We start from the raw sequence: 23,157 nt of genomic DNA, 5'->3' as shown, positions 1-23,157 counted from the left end.
AATCCTTATTTATTACTCGGTAGTTTAATTTTTGGAATCAAATTCTATTCTCTATTTTTCTCCTCTTTCAAATACCTTCTCATCTTCATCTACATAATACAGTATTTTCGGTATTAATTTGATTCATCAAATAAAAAAGGTGTTTGTCCCTCAGTAATTTGTCCATTCCTTAATGCATTTGAAGAATAAACTGTTTAACAGGTAAAGGAAAAGGGGTGGATAAATTTGAATATGCGACAATTTAATAATCAAGGAAATCAGTGTGGGTTTAGAAGTTCTAATAAAAAGAACAACAATAATAACAATAACAATAACAATAATATAGATATTGATGTAGATACTGATTTTGAAAACGATGTTCGCAACCGTTCAGAATCAGATGCAGATGCGGAAGTAGTTAATACTGACCGAAATACCAACGTTGCAAGAGCAACTGTCAACGATTCAGGAAATGCTGTTGTCAATGTTGTATTAAACAGCCGTAGCAATGCTCGTGCTAGAACTGATCAAGAGCAAGACAATGAGCAAGACCAAAATACGGATGTGGATGTTGATGTTGATTGATTTTCAAGAGATATTCTAATCGATATTTCTTAAACTCTATAAATTAATCTAAAATTTTTTGGGGGTTACAGAATGGCAAGAAGAGAAAATAATAATAATATAGCCCGTACAGGAAGAAACCGCAGTAATAACACCGACACAAACGTAAATGTAGATGTAAATAATGATTTTGAAAACGATATTCGCAATCAATCTAATTCCGATGCTGATGCCGAAGTACGTAATACTGACAATAATAATAATGTTGCGAGAGCGACAATCAATAACTCAGGAAATTCTCGGGTAGATATTTCACTAAATAGCAGAAGTAATGCGCGGGTAAGATCGGATCAAGACCAAGAAAATGATCAAGAACAAAATACCAATGTGGATGTTGATTTTTAAGATATTTTATTTCTTTTTCTTAAACTCTATTAATAAATTTTTAAAAAATTAGGGGGACTACAAAAATGTCAAGAGGAAATTCAGATAGAAACCGAAACCGCCGTAATAACTCAAACACAAACGTTAATGTTGATGTAAATACTGATTTTGAAAACGATGTTCGTAACCGATCAGAATCAGATGCTGATGCCGAAGTACGTAATACTGATAGAAACACAAATGTTGCGAGAGCCACAATCAATAACTCAGGAAATTCTCGCGTAGATATTACACTTAATAGCAGAAGTAATGCGCGGGTAAGATCGGATCAAGAGCAAGATAGCGAACAAGATCAAAATACAAATGTGGACGTTGATTTATAATTAACAATTAAGGGTGGGATAAATATATTCCACCCTTAATAAGGATAGGTGGAATGAATGGAAAAATACAGAGGTAGAAACAGGTATATCCCTTCTCGTTGGCAAAACTCAAGGATGAATAATAACACCTCTGAATCTGTTGCTATCGAAAAAGATGATGTAAGGATAAAAAGTGAAAATATAAACACGATAGGCCAAAGTGGCAATTCTGATGTGGATGTACAAGTTGAGGTATTTGTTGACACGACTCCAATTGCGTTTGCCATCCTTACTTCCTTGCTCGCAACTAAACAACTGAGTGTGGAAGAGTTTAACGAAGCAGTAAGGAGACTTGAAAATCTTACCCAAGATAGGGATTTTAATGGTACTTCATTTTTACCAAATAATGTTTCAGATGTAAAATTATTCACAAGAAATAATAGAAGAGCGGATTAATCTTTTAACGGGTTCCGTTTCCTATCGCAAAACGTGAATAAAAAAAAGACGTATGCCAAATTCATACGTCTTTTCTTGTCTTTTAATAAGAAAGCACGCACACGAATACGGAATCCATTGCTAATTTGAGTGTACAGCTTTTCTTTTATGCTTGGAGATCCAATAATCTTTCCTTCACTTCTTCTTCCGTTAAACCGTGTTGTACGATATAGCGATTTCTTGGGTGTGTTCTGCATTCAGGTGAACAACTTCTTAAATGACGGTGTTCGTTTTCTTCAGAACAGAGAATTTTTTTATTACACTCTGGATTTGCACAGTTTACATAACGTTCACATGGTTCCCCGGTAAAGTAATCCTTCCCTACTACCACATGCTCTTTTTGATTTACAGGCACGCTAATACGTTCGTCAAATACGTAAAGCTGACCATCCCATAAATCACCTTGTACTTCTGGGTCCTTTCCGTAGGTAACAATTCCACCTTCTAATTGTGATACATCTTCGAATCCTTCATTAAGAAGCCATCCTGAAAACTTTTCGCAGCGAATGCCGCCTGTACAATAAGTAAGAATCTTTTTACCTTCGAAATCTTGCTTATTTTCCCTAATCCAATCTGGTAAATCACGGAAATTTAGGATATCAGGTCGAACAGCACCTCTAAAATGCCCTAAATCATATTCATAATCATTTCGCGCATCGATGACAACTGTATCTTCTCTTTGCATCGCTTCAAAAAACTCTTTTGGTTTTAAATGTTTTCCAGTAATGACATGAGGGTCGACATCGTCTTCTAGACGTAAAGTAACTAGTTCTGGTCTAAGTCGAACGCGCATTTTTTTGAAGGCATGTTCCGTTGCCTCGTCAATTTTAAAAATCGTACCTGCAAAAAGCGGGTGCGCATCCATATATTTCATATAGGCATTCGTTTGTTCCACCGAACCTGACACAGTTCCGTTTATTCCTTCTGCAGCTATGATGATTCGGCCTTTTAAGCCTAATTCATTACAAAACTGTAGATGTTCTTGTTGTACTTCTTCTGGATTTTCTATTGTGACATATTTATAATATAATAAAACTCGATAATTTTGACTCATACTTACCACCTTATTAACTTTTATACACTCTTTATAGTAATAACTGAATTATTATATCAAAAAACACAGATACATTTCAATTGTAACGAACTTATAGAAAAAAAACACTAACGATGAGTTAGTGTTTTTTTATGATCACCCAAATTGCCAAACGCTATGACTTAAGTTGCCATATCGGTAGCTTCGATGGATTAAAGCAGCTTTTCGGCTATCATCGGCTGCGCCCATAGCGTAAAAAATTGGAATAAAGTGCTCATTTCCAAACTTCGGTACGGCAATTTCAGCATTGGGGGCAAGGGTATCATATTTAAACAATGAATCGGTATCCCATGTATGGAGATGATGAGCAATCCAATCATCAAACTCGATGGCCCATTGATGAATATTTTTGCCATCGTCCCCCCAGCTAACAGCTCCTAAATTATGAACGGTTCCACCGCTGCCAATAATTAATACATCGTTAGCACGTAAAGCAGTAAGGGTTTTTCCTATTTTATACTGTTCTTCCGGAGTAAGAGTAGGATTTACCGACATCGCAATGACAGGAACATCGGCATTTGGGTAAAGCAAACGAAGTACCACCCATGCACCATGATCCAAACCGCGTTTCATTTCTACATCAAAAGGAATATCATTTTCTTTGAACAATTGCTTTATTTCGTTAGAAATTTCCATAGCACCTTGTGCTGGATATTTAATGGTATAAAGTTCAGGCGGGAATCCACCAAAGTCATAAATCGTTTCATAATGATCTACTTCGCTTACTTTTTGTGCTTTAGATTCCCAATGAGCCGAAAATAAAACAATCGCTTTTGGACGTGGCAATGACTGACCTAGTTGTTGTAAAAATTGAGTATACTCATTATTTTCAATGGCTAGCAGCGGTGCACCATGTGCGATAAAGAATGATGGCATCATTATATTTACCCCTCCTATATTATAGTGATTGTGTTTGGTTATTTTGTCCTTTGAAAAAAACTTTATCTAGAGCAAACATCTTGCTGTCGTTGATAGCAATAAATAATGCGATAACAAGTAAGGCTAAATCTAATTCCCAACCTGCACCTTGACCATTACCTAAAAAGCCGCCTGCTAATTTTGCTGTTACAGTAGCTCCTAGCATTAATAAAACAAATAATGCAGATACAATTCTGCTTCCTAAACCAACAAATAAAGCAATTCCGCCCACCATTTCTAACAATGCAACACCATAAGCAAGGCCACCTGGTAATCCGATCGAATCAAACCAGCCTACGATATTTTCAATTCCACCTTGGAATTTCACTAACCCATGGACAAAAAATGTAACCCCTAATACTAAACGTAAAATTAATGTACTTACTTCTATTTTTTTCATCATTTTCTTCCTCTCCATTTTTAAATTATTTTTTTATTTGCTGTAATAGCCAAGTTGTAAAATCCTGCAGATTCTTTACTGAAACACTATGTCCTTCTTGATAGGTGTTAAAAGTTACTTTAGCACCTAAATGCCCAAAATATTCGTTATTAGCTAAACCCCACTCAAATGGGAGAACCTGGTCCATCTCACCATGTGAGATAAATACTGATACTTCATCAACAGGTTTAATATCGTATTCTTCTTTTACAAAGGCAGGAATGTAACCACTTAGAGCAATAATACCTTTTATTTTATTTCCTAAGGTTAACCCAAGAGTCATCGCTAAAATAGCTCCTTGGCTAAAACCTAGCAAGTATAATTGAGATAAATCTAACGGATACTGTTCGCAAGCATAGTCAATAAAGCTTGTAAGTTTATTTACGCCTTCATCGAACACTGCCCGATGTGGTTTGCCGTACCCTTCTATAGTGAAAAAGGCAAAGCCGGGTGGCTGTGTAAGGTGACCACGAATACTGAAAATGTAAAACTGTTCCTCTAAGCCGTTTACCAATGACAGCATATTTTGTTCATTACTGCCTATTCCATGCATAATAAACAAGGCAGGATATTTTTTATCAGGATTGATATCCCGTGGACGGCGTAGTTCATAAATCATCGGTGCATTCATGTCTATCCTCCCTTCTGTATTTTGTTTCTAAAGATCCATAGTAAGAAACACTCTCAAAAGTTTCTCAATATGAATATTTGTTGTTCATAGGATAACAGGAAATCTTGTGGATTGTCAATGGAATTTTTGCTAATATATAAATATGTTCTATATTAGGAAACTAAAAAGGGTGATTACACTGGATATCGGCGCAAAAATTCGTACAATCAGAAACCGAAAAAAAATTACAATCGCACAAATGTGTGAAGGGACCGGACTTTCAAAAGGATTTATTAGTAATGTTGAAAACAATAACACCTCACCATCGATTAGTACGCTGCAAACCATTGCAAATTACTTAGAGATTCCACTACCTTACTTATTATTAGAAAAAAAACAACATTTACGCGTGGTTAGAAAAGATAATAGAACAATGACAGCGCTTAATCAGCTGAAAATTGAGCATATATCTTCTATGGGTGGCTTAAGTTTGAGAAGTGTGGAGTTTCCACCGGGTGCTTCAATTGGGGATGCACATGCACATGAAGGGGAAGAATGCCATTTAGTGCTAGAGGGAAAAGTCCTTGCAGAACAAGGTGAGGATTCTGTTATTTTAGAAGAAGGTGATTCCTTCAGTTGGAATGCAAGTGTTCCTCATACGGTGAAAAATATTGGGGATTGTAAAGCTGTTGTATTAATTGCGGTATATACGAATAAAGAACTTTGAAAAGTAAGGAGGGGTTATCCATAATGGAACCCCTTCTTGCCTAAATGCCTTTGTAATACCATGTTCCATCCTGAAGAAATTTTTTACATTGGTTATTAAAATGTAAATACTCCAAATGGGCGATTGTTTCTCCCACAGCAAAGCGTGTTTCATGGATATTTAAATTTCTAAACATCTGTTGAGTGACTTCAAAGATGGTTGCTGGTCGTTTAATAGAATCATATGTTACCTCTAATCGTTTCTGATGATGTGCCAATAATTCTTCAATTCTCTGGTTGGCATTTCTGAACGGCTTTCCGTGTGATGGAATGACTACGTCCACATCCAATAATTTAATTTTTTCCAATGAAGTAAAAAATGCTTGTAGCGGATTACGAATACCACGGAACCAGTATGAAATATTAGGACTAATTCTTGGTAGAATATGATCCGTTGAAAATAAAATACTATTCTCTTTGTTAAATAAGGTGATTAGTCCATCTGAATGGCCTGGTGTAAACACAACCTCATATTCGTATTTTCCTAATACGATTTTCATTCCTTCTTCAAGGTAATGTTGAATGGTTGGGTATGGTTTTACCTGCGGGTTAAAGCCTTGTTCATCTGTTGTTAACACCTGGGATAAATTATCAGTCAGGCCGCATGTATCGTAGTTCTGATTTACAGTTTCTAATGAGTCTGGCTCCCAATAGGTTAATCCTGCGTCTGCGTCTATCTCAGACATCCATACGTCTGCTTTTGTGAGCTGCTGCAGGGTTCCAGCATAGCCAAAATGGTCGGGATGATAGTGTGTAAGAATAATGTCTTTAACCTCATGTTTTTCGATGATTGGTCTCCAAATGTCTCTAGATACTTCATTGTTCAATCCTGTATCAATAATTGTCCAACCTCTGACCCCTTCAGCTAAAAAGCAATGAACGTGATTTAGCCGAAAAGGCAGTGGAATCGTTACTTGTGTTACACCAATTTCTTTAAGCAATTATTTCTACTCCTCACTCTATTAATCTTTTATAAAGGCTGTGTTAAACTTGGCTGTTGATTTGCGCTACAGGCGCTACGCTTTCCGCGGGCTCACCCGTGAGCCTCCTCGCAGCTTCGCACCTGCGGGGTCTCACTCAGCTCGTGCATCCCGCAGGAGTCGAGCGCCTTTCGCTCCAATCAACAGGTTCTAAAATCAACTCATCCATTAACACAGCCTTTTAAAAAGAATTAGCTGCAAATTGTTATTGCGTATTCCCTCTTATTCACTAATTCTCTCTATAATCGTTCCGTTTGCCATTCCGCCGCCTTCACAAATGGCCTGTAATCCATATAGTCCGCCCGTTCTTTCTAACTCATGCATCATTGAAATCATTAATTTTGCACCAGTTGCACCAAGAGGATGCCCAAGAGCAATCGCTCCACCATTCGGATTCAGTTTCTTTGGATCTGCTTTAGTTTCCTCTAACCAGCACATTGGAACGGGAGCGAAGGCTTCGTTTACTTCATATGTGTCGATATCATCAATTGTAAGTCCAGCTTTGGCTAGAACCTGCTTGGTTGCTTCGATTGGGCCAGTTAACATTAATGTTGGATCAGAACCCACCACAGAACGGGCAACAATCCTGAATCTTGGTTTAAGCCCTAGTTCTTCCGCTTTATCTCTAGACATCAAGAGTACAGCTGCAGCACCGTCACTCATTTGACTAGCATTTCCTGCATGGATTTTTCCGTCTTCCTTAAAAACGGTCTTAAGAGCAGCCAATTTTTCAATGGTAGAACCTTTTCTTGGACCTTCATCCTGGTTCACAACAACTGAAGTCCCATCCTCCAATGTTACCTCAATCGGCATGATTTCCTTGTCAAATCTACCTTCTTCTTGTGCTTTAAGTGCACGATTATGACTTTCGATTGAAAATTCATCTAACTGCGTGCGTGTAAATCCCCATAAATCAGCAATTCGCTCAGCTGATAAGCCTTGATGAATTATTTCATATTTGGAAGTAAGAGTTTCACTCCAATCCGATTTCTGGCGGGATGAACCTAGTGGGACACGTGTCATACTTTCAACTCCGCCGGCAATCACAATATCCATGTCCCCGCTAAGAATCGCTTGGGATGCAAAATGAATCGCTTGCTGACCAGAACCGCATTGACGGTCTAAGGTCGTTCCCGGTACATGGATAGGGAAATCTGCCATTAAGGCTGCAGTCCGAGCAATATTCAGACCTTGTTCTTCTACTTGTGATACACAGCCAAGAATGACATCTTGGACTATTCCTGGAGAAATCCCAGCACGATTCACTAATTCTTTTAGGACTTTTGCAGCTAATTCATCAGGACGGACAGAGCTCAACAACCCTTTTCTTTTTCCAACCGGTGTCCGAACTGCCTCTACAATTACCACTTCACGCATATTTTCTTCCTCCCTATTATAGAAACCGTTTTCATCTATGTTTAAATAATAGCAATTTTCAAATAATTATACAAATAACTAATTTACTAACTTCTAATTTTGAAATAAGAAAGTCAAAAAAATAAGAGAAAAAGCCATGAGTTTAAACTCATGACCCGTTTTCTTTACCCAATTTTCTCTTCAGTTTCAGAGCTTAAAAGCACTCTTTTATTTGGCGTGATTGGTGAAAGGTTAGATCTCTTAAGTAGGTAGTTTAAATGGTCAAGTGGCATTGAGCCATAGCCCTTACCATCTTCAAGTGTGAATTGCACAGTAACCCCATTGTTTGTGGTAACCGTTAAAGAGTCTGCGGAGTTAAAATTCCCCTTAATACCCTGAGAAATTTGATATTTCATTCCTGCTTCGATTTGCATTTAGTTTCTCCTTCGGAAGTATTTAGTAATAGTATTCTCCGATTATTTTTATTCATACAAAAATATTCCATTTTGGCATAAATCAAATTCTAGCTATTAAAATAAGATATGATAAAATATCATTAACTACGGGAGGTGTAAAAATGGAAAGTTTTAGTGAACTTCTTAAAGTGCAGCGTGATTTCTTTCAATCCGGTAAATCGAAAGAGCTATCTTTTAGAATTAAAGCATTAACATCGTTAGGGAACTTGATTCGTTCGCATGAAACAGAGCTGATGGCTGCGCTTAAAAAGGATTTGAATAAGAGTAATTTTGACACGTATATTACCGAAATGGGGATTTTGTTAGAGGAAATCCGGTTTACACTCAAGCATATTAAAGATTGGACACAACCCCGTAAAGTAAAGACAACCTTCACCCAAATGGGTTCGAAAAGCTATATTTATTCTGAGCCTTATGGGGTGGTATTGATCATTTCTCCATGGAATTATCCCTTACAATTAGCCATTGCTCCACTTATTGGTGCGATTGCTGCGGGTAATTGTGCCATTCTTAAACCTTCAGAACTAACACCAGAAACGTCTAAACTCATGGCGGAACTTATCAGTAAAACCTTTCCTCCCGAATATATTTCCGTTGTCCAAGGAGATGCTGAAATAACTCAAGGTCTATTGGAAGAAAAATTCGATTACATCTTTTTTACCGGAAGTGTCGCAGTCGGAAAAGTAATTATGGAAGCAGCTGCCAAGCATTTAACTCCTATTACCCTTGAATTAGGCGGAAAAAGCCCTTGTATTGTTCATCATGACGCCAATCTTAAATTCGCTGCAAAACGGATTGCTTGGGGCAAGTTTATTAATGCAGGACAAACATGTGTAGCACCTGATTATTTATATGTTCATCGGGATATTAAGGATGAATTTTTAAGAGTGTTAATAGAGAGTATCAAGGAACTATATGCGGAAATTGTTAAAAATGGAGAATTTACGAGAATTGTGAGTGAACGTCATTTTAATCGTGTTGCCAGCTTGCTAACTAGCGGTGAAATCCTTCACGGCGGCAAAAATTCTATTGATAACTTAACGATTGAGCCGACGCTCCTTGGTGGGATTACTTGGGATGATGCTATTATGAAGGAAGAAATTTTCGGCCCTATCCTCCCTATCCTTGATTATAATGATGAAAGAACAATGATAAATAAAATAAACGAACATCCAAAGCCTTTGGCGCTATATATTTTCTCTGAAAATAAAGAGTTCCAAGCAACTATTTTAAATTCTGTCTCTTTTGGTGGTGGTTGCATAAATGATACTGTCATGCACCTTAGTTCCCCCTACCTTCCCTTTGGCGGCGTTGGTGAAAGTGGTATTGGTGCCTATCATGGCAGAGGCAGCTTTGATGTCTTTTCCCACCAAAAGAGTATTTTAAAGCAAACGACGACCTTCGATTTACCTTTTAGGTATCCTAATCGGAAAGATGCATTAAAACAAATCAAATTCTTCATTAAATAACAGAAAAGCCTTGCAGAGAGTTCCTGCAAGGCTCCAATTTGATGTTAAGCTAACACTTTTTTAATTTTCTCAACTGCCCAATCAATTTCTTCCTTTGTTATGATTAGTGGCGGCGCAAAGCGAATAACTGTATCATGTGTTTCCTTACATAACAAGCCTTCTTCCTTTAATTGCTCGCAAAATGGTCTTGCTTCTTCTGTTAGTTCCAATCCTATAAATAAACCTCTGCCTCTTATTTCTTTAATGACAGGATTATTGATCATTTTAAGTTGCTCTAAGAAATAGCCTCCTAATTCAAGCGAACGTTCAGCTAATTTTTCTTCCTCAATTACTTCCAATGCTGCTATTGAAACCGCACAGGCAAGTGGATTACCTCCAAAAGTAGAACCATGTGAACCGGGATTAAATACCCCCAATACATCGGAGTTTGCAACGACACAAGAAATCGGAAATACTCCGCCACCAAGTGCCTTTCCTAAAATTAACATATCAGGATTGACGCCTTCCCATTCAGTTGCAAACATTTTTCCTGTACGTGCTAAGCCAACTTGAATTTCATCAGCAATAAACAGTACATTGTTTTCTTTACATAGGTCAGACGCTGCTTTTAAGAATCCTTCAGGAGGTAAAATAATTCCTGCCTCACCTTGAATAGGCTCAATTAAAAATGCAGCTGTATTTGGTGTAATGGAAGCTTTTAATGCTTCAAGATCACCGTAAGGAATTAAGTTAATTCCTGGCAGCATTGGTCCGAAACCACGCTTATATTCTGGGTCGGATGATAAAGAAACAGCACCCATTGTACGTCCATGGAAGTTACCTGTACAAGCAATGATTTCAGCTTGATTCTCAGCTATTCCCTTTACATCATATCCCCAGCGGCGAGCAGCTTTAATGGCTGTTTCAACTGCTTCAGCGCCTGTATTCATTGGCAGTGCCATTTCTTTATTGGTTAATTTGCAAATTTTCTCATACCACGGACCAAGTTGGTCATTATGGAAAGCACGTGATGTTAATGTTACTTTGTCTGCTTGGTCTTTTAATGCTTGAATGATTTTTGGATGACGGTGTCCCTGGTTTACTGCAGAGTATGCACTTAGCATATCCATGTAGCGGTTTCCTTCTGGACTTTCAACCCAAACACCTTCTGCCTTCGAAACTACGATTGGCAGTGGATGATAGTTATTGGCACCGAATTTTTGTGTTTGTTCAATGATTTTAGTTGTTTTATTTATCGTTGTATTCATTCTATTGCCTCCTATAGTGTTTCAGATGTTGTTTTTGCCTGCATATGGAGAAGTAAATAATCAGGTCCACCTGCTTTTGAATCAGTACCAGACATATTGAATCCGCCAAATGGCTGATACCCAACGATCGCCCCCGTACAAACACGGTTAAAGTACAGATTTCCTACATGGAATTCCTCACGTGCACGTTCAATGTGTTCACGGTTATTGGAAATGAGGGCACCTGTTAGACCGTAATCAGTGTTGTTCGCAATTTTCATCATATGATCAAAATCACGCGCCTTAGAAAAACCAACAACTGGGCCAAAAATCTCTTCTTGCATAAGGCGTGCATTTTCGTCTAGGTCAGCAATAATAGTAGGCTGAATGAAGAAACCTTTTGAACCATCGCCTTCTCCGCCAGTCATCAGTCTGCCTTCTTCTTTTCCAACTTCAATATAATTCATGATTTTCTTAAAGGATTTTTCATCGATTACTGGACCCATATAGTTGTTTAAATCTTCTGGGTTTCCGATCGTAAGTGTTTTTGTTAAGGATACTGCTTTGTCTAGCACTTCATCATAAACATCTTGATGAACTACAGCTCGAGAGCCTGCTGAACATTTTTGTCCAGAAAAACCAAATGCAGAGTAAACAATGCTAGCTGCTGCTAAATCTAAGTCTGCATCCTTATCAACTACCACTGTATCTTTTCCGCCCATTTCAGCAATTACACGTTTAATCCAAATTTGTCCTGGGTTTACCTTTGCAGCCCGTTCATTGATCCGGCATCCTACTTCTCGGGAACCAGTGAAGGATACAAATCGAGTTTTTGGATGATCTACTAAATAATCTCCGATTTGAGCTCCGCTGCCAGGTACGTAGTTTAAGACGCCATTTGGTAAACCTGCCTCATGCATAAGCTCTACAAATTTAGCAGCAACAATTGGTGTGGAGTTTGCAGGCTTTAGTAGGACAGTATTACCAGCAACAATAGCAGCAACAGTTGTTCCAGCCATGATTGCTAATGGAAAGTTAAACGGCGAAATAATAATTCCGACACCTAGTGGGATGTAGTGATATTGATTGAATTCACCATCACGGCTTTGTACGGGAAAACCTTCTTTAATCCGCAGCATCTGACGACCATAATACTCGATGAAATCAATCGCTTCTGCTGTATCAGCATCCGCTTCCTTCCATGGTTTTCCTGCTTCTTTCACTAGATAAGCTGAAAATTCATGTTTCCTGCGGCGCATGATTGCGGCAGCACGGAATAAAATATTGGCACGATGCTCTGGCTTCCATCTTTTCCATGATTCAAACGTGGTCAATGCAGTCTGCATTGCCTTTTCTGCAAGGTCTTTGTCTGCCATGGAAACACTGCCAATAACCTCTGTCTTATTTGCTGGATTAATTGAATGGATCTTATGATCAGTCGTTATAGACTCCCCGCCAATTACAACAGGATATTCTTTGCCTAGCTGGGATTGAACATACAACAATGCTTGTTGAAACGCTTGTTTATTTGCCTCATCTGCAAAATTTGTAAATGGTTCATGTGTATATGGTTTCATTACTAATCCCCCTTGTTGTGTATATACAATACATAATGCAAGTTCCGTGCCAATTACAAAATCCTATATAATTAAGGGATTTATATTAGTAACAGCAAAATAATTTTGCGCAAAATATTTAATTATTTTCTTTGTGCAAAATTATTTTGCACTCTTTTAAGTTATTTGTTTTAATAGAAGGATAAACATTAAGGGGATTACGCTCATGGATCAAAGTAATGGTCAATATTTGCAGGTTCTTAACACAATCTATAAACAGATTTTAGACGAAGTGGATGTCGGGGTCCATGCTGTAGATGATTCAGGAAATACGATTGTCTATAATAAGAAAATGTCCCAGATAGAGTCTATGGATATTCAAGATGTCATCAATAAAAAACTGTTAGATGTTTTTATGTTTAAAGAAAATCAATCTAGTACACTTGTAAAAGCCTTACAGGAGAAAAAAGAAACAAAGAATGTGAAACAAACCTATTTTAATAACAAGGGACGAGAAATTACCACCAATAATAATACCATTCCCATTTATGAGAATGACAAACTCATTGGTGCTGTTGAAATTGCCAATGACGTTACCAAACTCGAACGGTTAATAAAAGGGAATATATCCGGAAAAGGGACAACCAGGTATACATTTGAAAGTATTATCGGAAACAGTTCTGCTATCAAGGAAGTAATCGAAGGAGCTAAGCGGGCAGCACGTACATCTTCCTATGTCTTAATTGTGGGTGAAACAGGGACTGGAAAAGAGCTATTTGCACAGAGTATCCATAATGCCAGCAATCGATTTTCTAGTCCGTTTATCTCACAAAACTGTGCTGCATTGCCAGATAATTTAATTGAAAGTCTTCTTTTCGGAACAAAACGAGGAGCATTTACTGGTGCAAATGACCAGCCTGGACTATTTGAACAAGCAAATGGCGGTACCTTGTTATTGGATGAAATTAATTCACTAAATTTAAATCTCCAAGCGAAACTGCTTCGTGTTCTTCAAGAAAAAACCATCCGCCGCCTTGGAGATACTAAGGACACTCCTGTTGATGTACGTGTAATAGCAAATATTAATGAAGACCCGATTGATGCCGTTACGAAAAAACATTTACGAAAAGACTTATATTATCGACTTGGGGTAGTTTCTGTGTTCATTCCGCCTTTAAGAGAGCGTAAAGAGGATATTCCACTCCTCGTCCAATCTTTTATTAAGAAATACAATGAGCGCTTTCAAATGAATGTGAAGGGTTTATCAAAAGAAGTAAAGCAATCTTTTCTAGATTACGACTGGCATGGGAACGTCCGGGAATTAGAACATATCATTGAAGCAGCAATGAATATATTGATGGATGAGGATGAAATCATTGGCTATTCCCACCTTCCGTATCAATACCGAAGCAAATTACATGTAAAAGGAAGAGTCTCTCCTCCTCTCTCAGTTGATACTTTTTTGAAAGAAAGGACAGATACAACAGCTTCATTGAAAGATCAAATCGAATACTTTGAAAAATCCTATATTGAACATGTTTGGAAAAACTATGATTACAATATTTCAAAAACAGCAAATGTGCTAGGATTAAGCCGTCAAAGCCTTCAATATCGCATGAAAAAGCTAAAAATAAAACAAGATTAGCAAGATTTTCTAAAATTGTCGTAAATTATTCAAAAATTTCGCAGGATTTTGTCGAGAAATAAAGGAATATATAAGTAGACCATAAAAAGGAGGAACATAAATGAAGAAGGTTTTAACATTACTTTTTACTAGTTTACTTGTTTTCTTAATGTTTGTAGGACCTGGGAATGTGGCATTGGCACATGAGGGTGACAGTGGTTGTGGTTGTGTAGTAGAGGAAATTTCAGGTGCAGAGAAGAATAAAATTGTTTCAAATTTGTTGAAATCGGATGAATTTAAAATTGAAAGAAAAGGATTTAAGGAAGTAGGCTTTAAATGGAACGGAGTCAATGCAGTTGAAGTTATCTATAATCATTCTTTTGAAACAATGATGATAGGACTACCAGTTTATAATGTTGATGATACTATTTGGACAGCTGTGTTTTTTGATGGAGTATTGGTGGGTATTTCTCCACCAGAAACTCATTAATTATTTTTTGATATAAAAAAGCTGGCAAATGCCAGCTTTTTCCCACTCTATTGACTATTCCTCTTCCTCATCCATAATCTCCTCAAAAGCAGCAGAAACTTTATCAAATTCCTCGTCGCTTTCGATGGCTGTCAAATCTCCATCTTCGTCCACTTTTAAGAAGAAGATATCAATATCATCTTCGGTTTCCTCTTGAATATCTTCAACAAAACCTACCGCCACATAATTGGTACCTTCTATATTAATGGAAGCCAGTACTTCTACTTCCTGCTCTTGCTCTGTCTCATCACTAATCGTAAAAACTTCGCCTACTTCAATATTCGCCACGTTGCATTCTCCCTTTCATTTTAAGAATAAGCGTTTCATTCAATAAGTATCTCTTTAATAGCTGTAAATCATGCTTTAAGACACTTATTTTTGTTCGATGACTTTAATAAATTCACGTAAATAATCCGGTAGATCTGGCGGGCGTCTGCTAGAAACTAAATGTCCATCAACCACAACCGGTTCATCAAACCAGGTTGCACCGGCATTTTCCATATCATCCCTAATTCCAGGTGTACTAGTCACCTTCTTACCCTGCAAAATCTTTGCAGAAATTAACACCCAGCCAGCATGACAAATTTGTCCAATCGGCTTTTTGTTTTCTTCGAAATGCTGAAGCAGTGAAATGACTTCAGGAAAGCGGCGAATCTTATCTGGCGCCCATCCGCCTGGAACCAAAATGGCATCGTAATCTTCTCCTTTAATATCACTATAAGAGAAATCCGATTTCGCCGGCACACCATATTTCCCTATGTACTCTTCCTTAGCCTTCTCGCCTGCTAAGTGAACAACCGCACCCTCTTCTCTTAATCTGAGAATCGGATACCATAGCTCAAGGTCTTCGAAATCATGATGGACAAGACTAACCACTTTCTTACCTTCTAAACGCATACTATTCCCACCCCCTTCTTGTTATTATGACATACAAAATACAAACCTACAAAAAGACACCACTTTTGATCTCATCAGTGGTGTCTTTATTATTTATATCCAACCAAAGATTCTAACGGTTTGGGTAATAACTAAAGGAACAAGTATAGCAATAACAGTAGGTATAAGGAAGGCTAGGAAGGTCCATTTTTTACTTTTTGTTTCTTTATAAATATTCAGCAGCGTTGTCCCGCACGGATAATGAAGCAGTGAAAACAACATCATATTTAGTGCTGTCAGCCACGTCCAGCCATGATCAAGGAAAATTTGTTTTAAATCAATCAAACTATCAACCTCTGTTAACGAACCCGTCGATAAATAACCCATTAAAAGGATTGGTAGGACTATTTCATTGGCAGGTAATCCTAAAATAAAGGCCAACATGATATAACCATCCAGTCCAAGTAATTTTCCGAACGGATCCAAAAACTCAACTGCATACATCAAAATACTTGTATCACCAATAAATATATTTGCGACTATCCAAGTCAAAATGGCTGCTGGTGCGGCGACTTTTACGGCCCGCATTAATACCGACCATGATTTTGTTAAGGAAGATCGAATCACGGTATCAATTATTTTCGGTTTCCGGTATGGAGGCAATTCCAACGTATAGTGAGTTGGAATTCCTTTTAGTGCCGTTTTTGAAAGAACCCAGGAGACAAAAAAGGTAACAATGATTCCAAACATAACGATCCCGACTATAACTCCAGTAGTAACGAACGATTTTAATCCGCCGGTAAAGTTTGCTGCCATGAACAAAGAGGCTAATACAATTAATGTTCCCCAGCGGCCATTACATGGCACAAAATTGTTTGTCAAAATCGCAAGCATTCTTTCCCTCGGCGATTCGATAATCCTAGTAGAGATGACTGCAGCCGCATTACAACCAAAGCCCATCGCCATCGTTAATGATTGCTTACCATGAGCACCTACCCTTTTAAATAATCGATCCATATTAAAAGCTACCCGTGGCAAATACCCGTAATTTTCCAAAAGGGCAAAGGAAGGAAAAAATATCGCCATCGGTGGCAGCATGACGCTAATAACCCAAGTTGTCCCCCGATATAAGCCAAGTATCAGTACTCCATGGACCCATTCTGGGGCATTAATAAATGTAAAAAAGGATGTTAAGTACTTCTCCAACGAACCGAAAAACTCTGCTAACATCGACGATGGCACATTGGCACCAGCAATCGTTAAATAGAACAATACACCTAACAGGGTAAGCATAATCGGAAAACCAAAAATCGGTGAAGTGAAGATCGCATCTAGCTTTTCGGACCTAGTGTCTATTTTAGATTTTGTATAGTTAATTCCTTCCTTACACAGTTGATGGCTTCGTTCATAGAGCTGGTGGACAATGTCATCTCTCAACTGAGCAGTAGAAAGCTGCTGTGCCTCTATATAGAGATTTTGAATACTCATCGTCCTGCCTCCTGTTGTTCAAATCGCTTATTGAGTTCACCTAATAATTTTTCATCCCCATCCAGTAATCTTAAGGAAACCCAACGTGAAGAGAGATGATTTCCAACTAACTGACTTACTTTTGGTTCAATTTTTTTAATTTGTTCTTCAATTTCATCAGCATAGGTTGTTTGAACGGGGTGACATTCAATCGCACCTGTTATGATACGGTCAATTGTATCAAGCAGCATCGGGAACCCTTTTTTGTTTCGGGCTGATATTTTTAGAACTGGAACACCCAACCGATTCGTCAATATCCGATCATTAATATGAATCCCTTGTTTTTCAGCAACATCAATTAAATTAATGCAAAGAATCACATTTTTGGTCATTTCTAATACCTGCAAGGCTAAATTAAAGTTTCGTTCCAGGGATGTAGCATCAAGCACCACCACTGTTACATCAGGCTTTTCAAAAACAATGTAATTCCTAGCAACCTCTTCGTCGTTTGAATTTGAAAAGAGTGAATAGGTACCCGGGAGATCGATTAAATTAAATGTTTTATCGTTATAATGAACGTTTCCTTGAGCAAGTGATACTGTTTTTCCTGCCCAGTTTCCAGTGTGTTGTTTAAGTCCAGTTAGGGCATTAAATAAGGTGCTTTTTCCTGTATTCGGATTTCCCGCCAAGGCAATTCGATAACTATTCTCCATCTGTTATCAACATCCCTTCTATTTTTGAACTTTCCTCTTTTCTCAACGCGATCGTCGTTTGGCTAACCCGGAAGGCGATTGGGTCGCCTAAAGGACTTTTTCTAATAACCTCAACGATTGCACCGGCCACAAATCCTAAATCCAATAATCTTCTTCTCATCACACCGTCCAGATTCAAAGAAGTAATGCGGATGAGATTCCCTTTTTCTCCATTCACCAGCTTCATTATTTTTGGTATAGTCATATATCTTTCCTCCTTGTTAAAGTTTTTCCCTCATGCAACTTTTTCTTAATTATATGATAAAATGTCCATTTTGTGACCATTTTCAAAAAAAAAAAATTAGCTGCCTACAAAAGGCAGCTAATTAAATTCCTCCTCACCCTACATCAACACTTCCCTTAGGATGATTCCGAGCGTAATTCCTATGAACATAGATGATAATGTACCTAACAGAAAATACTCCGCCCAGTCGCGATCATCCATTTGTTTGAAACGGGCAATCGACTTTGCGGCAACAATAAATCCAATGGCTGGATAGGCACTATAATAGGTTAAGACTAAAACTAACAATCTCTCAATATAGCCAATTAATTTTCCTCTAGAGAGATCATGCTTGCTAAAAATCGTGTAGTTATATTCCTCGGTCAAGGCTCTATTTCCATTTGTTCTTTTCGCTGTATAATCCTCGTGTTGTTCATTTTTAAACACGAATTTACCTTCAAAGGTTAATAGCTGATTAGGAAATGAACCCAGAAGAATTTTTATCATGTGTCCGCCTACACTAGTCGCAAGAATAAAAATAATTAAAATAAACAATCCTGAATTTAAGGTGCTTAATCCTCCGTCATGCAGGATAAGTTTATGTATAATCGAAATATCAATTCCTAAAAAAAGTTTGGAGGCAAGAAGGATCGATACCATATGGAGCACCTGATCTAATAGGAAGAAGCCCAGTCGTTTAAGATTTTCTTCTTTATTCATTTTAATTGTATCAAGGAGCTTTATTTTTAGTATATCGATGACTACATGACTACCCACGATAAAAAGCAAGGATAAGGTAAGATTTTTTATTACAGCCACATCTTTAAAATAAAACAGAAAAAAAACCACTAAAACGAGTCCATTCACGAGAAAGTGATGACCGATATGCTTTTTTATATTTTTAATTTTATCCCTTACCATTTCATCGGTCTGCAAATAAAAATCTGCAATCAGATGGGCAAGAACAAGGCTTAATAGCAGCATGGAGTCTCCTCTCTATTGGAAATTTACTTTCACTGCATTTTCTTTTAGATGGTTTCTAATTGATGCTTTTAATATATCACTACGAACAATTCCTTGATCATTTAAATAAGACTTTCCCTGCAACGAATTAAGGATTGTGATCACTTCACCAAACACATTTAGTATTTCTTCGGCTTTCCCCTTTTTAAAGTGGCTTGAAATCGTTGGTGCTGTTTTACCAAGCAATGTTGCTACTGCTTTTTGCTGCTGTAGAATTAGATACAACGTACAAACCTGCTCCTGAATATGTGTCTGCTCCTTCAACATCGTCATTTGGAGACGCAGTATAGAATTGATTAATATCTCAAACTCATGTCGAAATAGATTATAAGGAGATAAGGTATTATTTTCATAAAATTGATCAAGTTTAAATTTAAATAGCGGTCTTACTTGTTCCTTTTTCAATAAATCATTGGCATACCTTGCTTGTTTAATTAAGGGATGAATCCACTTCTCTATGTCTAGTTCCTCTAATTCTTTATCAATATCTCCAAAGGACAAACCAAAATAAGGAGCATGATCTTTATATTTCCATATTCGGCTAATAAAAAATGCAAGAATATAGGCCGTTGAATATCCATATCCGACAAAGATTATTTCATCACCTGCTCTGTGTTTCATCTTGCAAGGTACTACTTCCTCAGTCCAAATGGTAACCCAGTTTACTAAATCATCTAAGTAGTTCGTCAATCTATCACCCATGGCAGGTGACGAAGAATTACTGACATCTAGAATAAAAATAGAAATAGGACGGTTCATCGTTTACTCCTTATCAAAAATAAGATTATTTAATCTAATTTTAATAATTTTAGAGTAAATAGTCAAACTTTACTCTAATTAGATTAAATAATCTAATTAAATAACAATAAAATTCCGCCATTCTAGTGGAAGCAGGCTTTGATAATGCTTTTGCAGGAATCTGTCGTCAACAAGGACGATGGTCCCATAATCCTCTTCTGACCGGATTAACCGACCTCCTGCTTGAAGTACTTTATTCATACCTGGATATACATAGGCGTAATCATAGCCGTTTTTTTTCTTCCTATTAAAATGTTCCTTGATAAGATTACGTTCATAACAAAGCTGTGGGAGCCCTACTCCGATTACAACTACCCCATTTAATCGATCACCTTTTAAATCAACACCCTCAGAAAAAACTCCACCAAGTACAGCAAAACCTATCAGTGTATCCGATTGGTTCGGTTTGAATTGTTCCAAGAAAGCCGCTCTTTCCTCTTCAGACATTCCTGAATCCTGAAGTATGGTATTGATCTCCGGAAAATCGTTTACAAACTGTTCATATACCGACAGTAAATAGTGATAGGATGGAAAAAAGATTAAATAATTCCCTGGACGATTTTGAATCAAAGAATAGATCATTGAAATGATGTTCTCCTTCGTCCTCTCGCGATCACGGTATCTGGTGGATAATGGCTTAATAAAAATATCTGTCTGCTCTTCATTAAATGGTGAAGGAACAGACAGCGAATAATCCTCAACCTGTCCACCGAGAATATCCTGATAGTAAGGTAGTGGTGATAGCGTGGCAGAAAAAAACACTTTTGAACGGTAACCTTTACCCATTTTTTTAAGCAGCTTTGATGGGTCGATACAAAACAGCTTTAATGTAACATCGTTCTTAACTTTCTCCCCATAAATTACATAATGGTCATCAAGTAATTCAACAATTTTCAAGAAAGCATTAGCATTGAAGTAAAGTTCGAGAAGATTTGGAGAAGTTTCCAATTGTAGAACGGGCTGGGCCGCTTCTACAAATTGATTTAAGAGCACAATTAATCCTTCATCAAGCTCATCGATGGTAAATTCATTCTGGTCATCAGAGTTTTTTTTCAAGGAAATAAACCAAGAGTTTATTTTATTTGCACAATCATAAATCACTTTATTTATCGTCTTAAACTCCTTTTTCAATTGAAGAAAGTGCTCTTTAGTAAGCGAAGCAGAGAACATTTCTCTCCCGCGATCCACAAGATTATGAGCTTCATCAACTAATAAGAGTGTAGACTTTTTCTGCTCCTCCAACAATCGTTTTAGTGATACACGTGGATCAAATATATAATTGTAATCACAAATGATTGCGTCTGCAACATATGCAAGGTCAAGGGAGAATTCAAAAGGACAAACCGTATGTTTACGAGCATACTCCTCAAGGACATCACGGTTCATCAAACTTTCATTTGCCACGATATCCAAAATGGCTTCATTGATTCGATTATAGTAACCATCGGCAAACTCACAATAATCCTTTTGACATTTCGTCTCATCCTTAAAACAGACCTTGTCTTTTGCGGTAATCGTAACCGATTTCATACAAAGTCCACAGGAACGCATCCGGCTGGCCGCCTCTTCTGCAGTTGTCCTTGTAATCGTTTTAGCTGTTAGATAAAAAATACGGTTTATGTCTCCTTCCCCAAAAGCTTTTACAGCTGGGAAGAAAGTTGATATCGTTTTACCAATTCCAGTTGGTGCTTTTACAAACAAACTCTTTTTCTCTGAAATGGTCTTAAAAACGGCACCGGCAAGCTTACGCTGCCCAGACCGGTACGATTCAAATGGAAAAACCAACTGTTTACTACTTTCATTTCGTTCTTGCCGATGGTCATCAAGTAATTTTGCAAAGGGATAATAATTTTCTACTACCTCGTAAGCAAAACCTTCAAGTTCCTTAAACGTAAAACATTTGTTTAAATATTTCCTATCATCACTTTCAGTCTGTACATAAGTCAGCTGGACATTGATTTTCTCCAAATCATGATCCTTACTATAGATGTATGCATACATTTTTGCTTGTGCCCAATGTACAGGTAAACCATCACCTTCAAGCTGGTCTAATGGCAGGGAAGTAGACTTAATTTCATCAATCGTCACTTCATCCTTCCAAAACAATAACCCATCACATCTTCCATCAATTGTAAAAATAAGGTCTTTAAAAACAAGGTCAGTTCGTAGGTATACTTCTTTTTGATCAGATTCTTTATATGTACTTTGGATTTGTTGGTGAATTCTCGTTCCTTCTAATAGTGTGGATTGAGATCGAAACCTGTTGTCAATACTTCCACTGCTATAAACATGTTCCACCAACGATCTAACCGCTATTTGTAAAGTATTGGTCAAGAATATCACCTTCTCCTAAATGGGAATGTACGTTTGTATATATAGTATACCAGAAACCATGGTATTTTGGGACACTCACTCGTAAATCTACAATCGCATAATCTATTGTGGAGAGGAGAATGGTTAATGAGTATCGTTACAAATGAAAACATCCACCAAATGTACTTAAAGGCATGGCAAAAAGATGCGCTGGAAAGGTTCCATGAGAAAATAACGAATAAAGAATTTCTCTTCCCATGTATTCCAGCTACCATTGGTTATCACCTGAATAGGTTTTCTTTTGGATTTGCTTCAAATTTACAAAATCCTAGTTCCTCAAGAGAATTGGCACAATTGCTAAAGGATTATACTTCCATTTATAAATCCCTAGGCATGTATACATCCCTCATCATTTTTTATGAACCATTTCCTGATATAGAAAATCCATTTTCGGTAGAACAATATGAACAGTTGTTTTGGGAACAGCTTAATCAGATTAGCAGTTTTGATGAACAGAAGTGGCCTAATCATATTCCATCAGATCCAATCCAGCACATGTGGGAGTTTTGTTTTCATGGAGAACAATATTTTATGTACTGTGCCACTCCTGCCCATATTAATAGAAAAAGCAGGCAGTTTCCCTATTTCATGCTTGCCATTACTCCAAGATGGGTTTTAGAACAATTTAATACTACCTCATTTCATGCTGAAAAGGTAAAAGAGAAAATTCGTGAACGACTAGCAGAATATGATACCATTTCCATTCATCCCAATTTAAATACCTATGGAAAAAATGATAATTTTGAATGGAAACAATACTTCTTACGTGATGATAACACCTCGATATCAAAATGTCCCTTCCACAAAAAATAGAGAACAA

At 37.4% G+C, this 23,157-nt stretch carries 26 protein-coding genes; 9 read left to right on the top strand and 17 right to left on the bottom strand.

Features of this window, described 5'->3' with window-relative positions:
* The first annotated feature begins 225 nt into the window (after window positions 1–225).
* From V7124_RS21300 to V7124_RS21285, 4 genes are all read left to right on the top strand, one after another.
* Entirely contained in the window at window positions 226–564 is a 339-nt protein-coding gene (locus V7124_RS21300) for a hypothetical protein (protein ID WP_335493208.1), read from the top strand.
* Window positions 565–636: 72 nt separating this feature from the next.
* The gene (locus tag V7124_RS21295; RefSeq protein WP_335493206.1) at window positions 637–948 is read left to right on the top strand and encodes a hypothetical protein; all 312 of its coding nucleotides are present in this window, start codon (window positions 637–639) and stop codon (window positions 946–948) included.
* 65 nt (window positions 949–1,013) lie between these two features.
* Window positions 1,014–1,310 carry a hypothetical protein gene (locus V7124_RS21290; protein WP_335493204.1) on the top strand — a complete coding sequence of 99 codons (297 nt, stop codon included), beginning with the start codon at window positions 1,014–1,016 and terminating at the stop codon, window positions 1,308–1,310.
* 57 nt (window positions 1,311–1,367) lie between these two features.
* Window positions 1,368–1,745 carry a hypothetical protein gene (locus V7124_RS21285; RefSeq protein WP_335493202.1) on the top strand — a complete coding sequence of 126 codons (378 nt, stop codon included), beginning with the start codon at window positions 1,368–1,370 and terminating at the stop codon, window positions 1,743–1,745.
* Between the two features lie 145 nt (window positions 1,746–1,890).
* On the opposite strand, the gene trhO is transcribed toward V7124_RS21285, so the two are convergent.
* From trhO to V7124_RS21265, 4 genes are all read right to left on the bottom strand, one after another.
* Entirely contained in the window at window positions 1,891–2,838 is a 948-nt protein-coding gene (trhO, locus tag V7124_RS21280) for an oxygen-dependent tRNA uridine(34) hydroxylase TrhO (protein ID WP_335493200.1), read from the bottom strand.
* 135 nt (window positions 2,839–2,973) lie between these two features.
* The gene (locus V7124_RS21275) at window positions 2,974–3,756 is read right to left on the bottom strand and encodes a dioxygenase family protein (RefSeq protein ID WP_335409796.1); all 783 of its coding nucleotides are present in this window, start codon (window positions 3,754–3,756) and stop codon (window positions 2,974–2,976) included.
* Between the two features lie 19 nt (window positions 3,757–3,775).
* On the bottom strand, window positions 3,776–4,198 hold the full coding sequence (locus V7124_RS21270; RefSeq protein ID WP_335409794.1) for a DoxX family protein: 423 nt from the start codon (window positions 4,196–4,198) through the stop codon (window positions 3,776–3,778).
* Window positions 4,199–4,220: 22 nt separating this feature from the next.
* Window positions 4,221–4,865 (bottom strand): alpha/beta hydrolase, encoded by a 645-nt coding sequence (locus V7124_RS21265; protein WP_335409792.1) that lies wholly within the window; start codon window positions 4,863–4,865, stop codon window positions 4,221–4,223.
* A 178-nt stretch (window positions 4,866–5,043) separates the two neighbouring features.
* Between V7124_RS21265 and V7124_RS21260 the strand changes: the two genes are divergently transcribed.
* Window positions 5,044–5,571: a helix-turn-helix domain-containing protein gene (locus V7124_RS21260; RefSeq protein WP_335409802.1), complete on the top strand. Its 528-nt coding sequence runs from the start codon at window positions 5,044–5,046 to the stop codon at window positions 5,569–5,571.
* Window positions 5,572–5,611: 40 nt separating this feature from the next.
* Here V7124_RS21260 and V7124_RS21255 read toward each other — a convergent pair whose 3' ends face one another.
* From V7124_RS21255 to V7124_RS21245, 3 genes are all read right to left on the bottom strand, one after another.
* The gene (locus V7124_RS21255; RefSeq protein ID WP_335493197.1) at window positions 5,612–6,550 is read right to left on the bottom strand and encodes an MBL fold metallo-hydrolase; all 939 of its coding nucleotides are present in this window, start codon (window positions 6,548–6,550) and stop codon (window positions 5,612–5,614) included.
* Between the two features lie 261 nt (window positions 6,551–6,811).
* On the bottom strand, window positions 6,812–7,966 hold the full coding sequence (locus V7124_RS21250; RefSeq protein ID WP_335493195.1) for a thiolase family protein: 1,155 nt from the start codon (window positions 7,964–7,966) through the stop codon (window positions 6,812–6,814).
* 164 nt (window positions 7,967–8,130) lie between these two features.
* On the bottom strand, window positions 8,131–8,379 hold the full coding sequence (locus V7124_RS21245; protein WP_335493193.1) for a hypothetical protein: 249 nt from the start codon (window positions 8,377–8,379) through the stop codon (window positions 8,131–8,133).
* 143 nt (window positions 8,380–8,522) lie between these two features.
* Between V7124_RS21245 and V7124_RS21240 the strand changes: the two genes are divergently transcribed.
* Complete coding sequence (locus tag V7124_RS21240) at window positions 8,523–9,890, top strand: aldehyde dehydrogenase (RefSeq protein ID WP_335416595.1); 1,368 nt, start codon at window positions 8,523–8,525, stop codon at window positions 9,888–9,890.
* Window positions 9,891–9,934: 44 nt separating this feature from the next.
* Here V7124_RS21240 and V7124_RS21235 read toward each other — a convergent pair whose 3' ends face one another.
* Window positions 9,935–11,137, bottom strand: coding sequence for an ornithine--oxo-acid transaminase (locus tag V7124_RS21235; RefSeq protein WP_335416597.1), 1,203 nt, complete (start codon window positions 11,135–11,137; stop codon window positions 9,935–9,937).
* An 11-nt stretch (window positions 11,138–11,148) separates the two neighbouring features.
* Window positions 11,149–12,693, bottom strand: coding sequence for an L-glutamate gamma-semialdehyde dehydrogenase (pruA, locus tag V7124_RS21230; protein WP_335493191.1), 1,545 nt, complete (start codon window positions 12,691–12,693; stop codon window positions 11,149–11,151).
* Window positions 12,694–12,898: 205 nt separating this feature from the next.
* On the opposite strand from pruA, the gene V7124_RS21225 reads away from it, so the two are divergent.
* Both V7124_RS21225 and V7124_RS21220 read left to right on the top strand, forming a co-directional pair.
* Window positions 12,899–14,317 carry a sigma-54 interaction domain-containing protein gene (locus V7124_RS21225; RefSeq protein ID WP_335493189.1) on the top strand — a complete coding sequence of 473 codons (1,419 nt, stop codon included), beginning with the start codon at window positions 12,899–12,901 and terminating at the stop codon, window positions 14,315–14,317.
* A 100-nt stretch (window positions 14,318–14,417) separates the two neighbouring features.
* Entirely contained in the window at window positions 14,418–14,786 is a 369-nt protein-coding gene (locus V7124_RS21220) for a hypothetical protein (RefSeq protein ID WP_335493187.1), read from the top strand.
* 54 nt (window positions 14,787–14,840) lie between these two features.
* Here the strand turns inward: V7124_RS21220 and V7124_RS21215 are convergent, their stop codons facing one another.
* The 8 genes from V7124_RS21215 to V7124_RS21180 all read right to left on the bottom strand — a co-directional run bounded on the left by V7124_RS21215 (window position 14,841) and on the right by V7124_RS21180 (window position 22,298).
* Window positions 14,841–15,113, bottom strand: a complete 273-nt coding sequence (locus tag V7124_RS21215) for a DUF1292 domain-containing protein (RefSeq protein ID WP_335493185.1) — start codon at window positions 15,111–15,113, stop codon at window positions 14,841–14,843.
* An 84-nt stretch (window positions 15,114–15,197) separates the two neighbouring features.
* Entirely contained in the window at window positions 15,198–15,722 is a 525-nt protein-coding gene (locus V7124_RS21210) for a type 1 glutamine amidotransferase domain-containing protein (protein ID WP_335493183.1), read from the bottom strand.
* Window positions 15,723–15,815: 93 nt separating this feature from the next.
* Entirely contained in the window at window positions 15,816–17,189 is a 1,374-nt protein-coding gene (locus V7124_RS21205) for a nucleoside recognition domain-containing protein (protein WP_335493181.1), read from the bottom strand.
* Entirely contained in the window at window positions 17,186–17,881 is a 696-nt protein-coding gene (locus V7124_RS21200) for a FeoB small GTPase domain-containing protein (protein ID WP_335493179.1), read from the bottom strand. The genes V7124_RS21205 and V7124_RS21200 overlap by 4 nt, the downstream gene beginning before the upstream one ends.
* Window positions 17,871–18,125: a FeoA family protein gene (locus V7124_RS21195; RefSeq protein ID WP_335410302.1), complete on the bottom strand. Its 255-nt coding sequence runs from the start codon at window positions 18,123–18,125 to the stop codon at window positions 17,871–17,873. Before V7124_RS21195 ends, V7124_RS21200 begins: the two co-directional genes overlap by 11 nt.
* Window positions 18,126–18,263: 138 nt before the next feature.
* Window positions 18,264–19,127, bottom strand: coding sequence for a DUF3307 domain-containing protein (locus V7124_RS21190; RefSeq protein WP_335410300.1), 864 nt, complete (start codon window positions 19,125–19,127; stop codon window positions 18,264–18,266).
* 12 nt (window positions 19,128–19,139) lie between these two features.
* Window positions 19,140–19,925 (bottom strand): hypothetical protein, encoded by a 786-nt coding sequence (locus V7124_RS21185; protein WP_335493177.1) that lies wholly within the window; start codon window positions 19,923–19,925, stop codon window positions 19,140–19,142.
* Window positions 19,926–20,021: 96 nt separating this feature from the next.
* Window positions 20,022–22,298: an ATP-dependent DNA helicase gene (locus V7124_RS21180; protein WP_335493175.1), complete on the bottom strand. Its 2,277-nt coding sequence runs from the start codon at window positions 22,296–22,298 to the stop codon at window positions 20,022–20,024.
* Window positions 22,299–22,424: 126 nt separating this feature from the next.
* Here V7124_RS21180 and V7124_RS21175 point away from each other — a divergent pair, with 126 nt between their 5' ends.
* On the top strand, window positions 22,425–23,150 hold the full coding sequence (locus V7124_RS21175; RefSeq protein ID WP_335493172.1) for a YqcI/YcgG family protein: 726 nt from the start codon (window positions 22,425–22,427) through the stop codon (window positions 23,148–23,150).
* The last annotated feature ends 7 nt before the right edge of the window (window positions 23,151–23,157 follow it).

It is taken from the genome of Neobacillus niacini, from assembly GCF_036961885.1.
Lineage (GTDB): Bacteria > Bacillota > Bacilli > Bacillales > Cytobacillaceae > Neobacillus > Neobacillus niacini_H.
Note: the sequence above shows the minus strand (reverse complement) of the source record. Positions and strands in the feature narration are given on the sequence as shown.